General features: G+C 37.3%; 3 protein-coding genes. All 3 read left to right on the forward strand.

Going from position 1 to position 2777, the window contains the following annotated elements; translation table 11 throughout:
* Positions 1-134 precede the first annotated feature (134 nt).
* From ACTNBR_RS16135 to ACTNBR_RS16145, 3 genes are read left to right on the forward strand one after another with little or no spacing between them, the layout of a single operon-like run.
* Positions 135-890 (forward strand): energy-coupling factor transporter transmembrane component T, encoded by a 756-nt coding sequence (locus tag ACTNBR_RS16135; protein ID WP_287726141.1) that lies wholly within the window; start codon positions 135-137, stop codon positions 888-890.
* On the forward strand, positions 878-1723 hold the full coding sequence (locus ACTNBR_RS16140) for an energy-coupling factor ABC transporter ATP-binding protein (protein ID WP_287726138.1): 846 nt from the start codon (positions 878-880) through the stop codon (positions 1721-1723). Before ACTNBR_RS16135 ends, ACTNBR_RS16140 begins: the two co-directional genes overlap by 13 nt.
* A gap of 11 nt (positions 1724-1734) precedes the next feature.
* Positions 1735-2535 (forward strand): energy-coupling factor ABC transporter ATP-binding protein, encoded by an 801-nt coding sequence (locus ACTNBR_RS16145; protein WP_287726136.1) that lies wholly within the window; start codon positions 1735-1737, stop codon positions 2533-2535.
* Positions 2536-2777: the final 242 nt, after the last annotated feature.

Raw genomic sequence — 2777 nt, forward strand, 5'->3', positions numbered from 1 at the left:
ACATTATACATGAAAAAGGGGGGTCATTGCTTTTTTATTCGTAAAAAGTGATGAAATCCTTGAAAATATAAGGTTTTAAAGAAAAATAGGACTGTAAAACTTTACAGTACCGCATAGAAATAGGAGAATAGAAAATGAATCAAGATAATAAGATTGTGGCTTTATATCCTCTTACTAAGTTTTATCTTGCTATTGTGATCGTTATTGCATCCATTATGATGCCGGGAATTATAAGCAAATTGGTTTGCTTTCTGGTGATAAATTTATTGGCGGCAGCAAGTGGCGTTTGGAATATTTTTATACGTAGAGTAAAAAACTCTGTGGGAGTACTTTTCATCATTCTGGTAATTATCCAAACTCTTTTTTATCCTACAGGTAAAGTTATGTTCTCTTTTTGGATTTTTGATGCTAAATGGGAAGGGCTGATGTTTGCATTAAAATTAGGTTTGACTTTAATGTGTGTAGGAGGAAGTTTGATTTGGTTTTTTGCTGTTACATTGGAAAAAGACTTTGTTCTTTCACTGGAAAAACAGGGTATGAGTCCTAAAGCTTCTTATGTAGTACTGTCCACGTTACAGATGGTTCCGGTTTTAAAGAAAAAATCGGAGACAATTATGAATGCGCAGAAGGCAAGAGGTGTAGAAACGGAAGGCAACCTGCTGGTCAGAGCCAAGGTATTTGTGCCTACGATCATACCGTTGGTTTTGAGTTCTATTACAGGAACGGAAGAAAGAGCACTGACATTGGAGGCGAGAGGATTCTCATCTGGAATACGTCCTACTCATTTAGAGGATATAGAAAGAAAACCTGCAGATAAAACAGCAAATATACTTATTACGATAGTGTTGATTCTTGCAATAATCGGGAGGATTGCTTTATGGGTTATATAGAACTAAAAAATGTAACATACACGTATCCATTGGCACATGAGCCCAGTATCCATCAGTTTAGTACAGTGATTGAAAAAGGTAAATTTTATGCGGTACTTGGTGCAAATGGGAGTGGAAAGACTACACTTTGCAATATCCTGAGAGGATTTATTCCTAATTTTTATCAAGGTGAAATGGAAGGAGAAGTTCTGTTTGATGGTAAAAATCTGCAGGAATATAGCATGGGAGAGTTGGCGTCTAAGATTGGCTATGTATTTCAGAATCCATTTAATCAGATTACAGGGGCCAGAGATACAGTTTATGGTGAGATCGCTTATGGGCTGGAGAATTTTGGAGTTCCTGTTCCTGAAATCCGAGAACGAGTCGATCAGATTATGGAATTGACAAACATTACTTACCTGAAAGACAAAAATCCTTTTGAGCTCTCTGGAGGTCAGCAGCAAAGAGTTGCATTTGCATCTGTTTTAGTATTGGAACCGGAGGTTTTTGTTATTGATGAACCTACTTCGCAGCTGGATCCGAAAGAGACAGAGCGAGTATTCGATATCATACTTAAGATGAAAAAAATGGGTAAAACCATTATTTTGGTAGAACATAAGATGGAGTTGGTGGCAGATTACAGCGACGAGGTGCTGATCTTGAAACAGGGCAGGCTAATCCGTTCAGGTGATAAGCATGAAGTTTTGAGTGAAATAGCGCTTCAAAACGAGGGGATTATGCTACCGCAGACTGTACTGCTTGCTGATAAGATGAGAAAATGTGGATTAAATATTCAGGGAAATATTATTACAGAAAAGCAGATGTTAGAACAGCTTGTTAAATTACAAAGATAAGGAGAATCCGTATGGGAATTATAGAGTTTAAAAATGTCAGCTTTCAATATCCAAATGGATTTTCAGCTGTTGAAAATGTGGATTTTGAAATTTGCCAAGGGGAAAAAATTGCAATTGTAGGTCAAAATGGAGCAGGAAAGACAACAACTGTCAAAATGATGAATGGGCTGCTGAAACCTACATCCGGAACAGTTATGATAGATGGAATGGATACAAAGCATTATACGACTGCTCAGCTTTCGCGTGTCACAGGTTACGTGTTTCAAAATCCAGATGAACAGATTTTTCATAATACCGTACGAGCGGAAATTGAATTTGGACCGGGAGTTTTAGGATTTGACTTAGAAAAAATCCGGGAAAAGACTAACTGGGCAGCAGAGTTATGCGGTCTGTCAGAACATATGGATGAAAATCCTTATAATCTCCCGCTATCTATCAGAAAGTTTGTTACAATCGCCTCGGTGCTTGCTATGGATGAGAAAATTCTTGTTTTAGATGAACCTACCGCAGGCCAGGATCTGCGCGGGATACAGTTATTGGAGAAGATTTTGGAAGAATTGCAAAAAAAGGGAACAACAGTAATAACTATTACACATGATATGGAATTTGTAGTGAATAATTTCCCGAAAGTTTTTGTTATGGCCCATAAAAATTTATTAAAAGTAGGTGCATCGGAAGAAATATTCCAGGATGATGAGCTGTTGACAGAGAGTATGCTAAAAAAACCCTATATAAGTAGTTTGTCAGCAGCATTGGGGATAAAAGGGAATATTATATCACAGGAAGAATTCATTAAATGTTTTGTGAAATAAGAGAAAAGGCAATAAGAAAGGGGTTGTCGGGAAATAGATAACCTCAAACAGGGGGCATTGTGACTGATCCAGTCACAATGCCCCTAAAACTTTTTCCTTATACAACCATCTTCCTCTCAGTTCTATGTTAAAATTCTTAAGGAAAGTATCAGATTCAGAGCAGATAATAAAAGAGCAGTTCTGGAAAAAATAGAACTGCTCTGAATGTGATTCTTTCTTATTGTACCAAGTCGCGGACGTTT

The organism is Bariatricus sp. HCP28S3_F11, assembly GCF_052065395.1.
Taxonomy (GTDB): Bacteria; Bacillota; Clostridia; order Lachnospirales; family Lachnospiraceae; genus Allocoprococcus.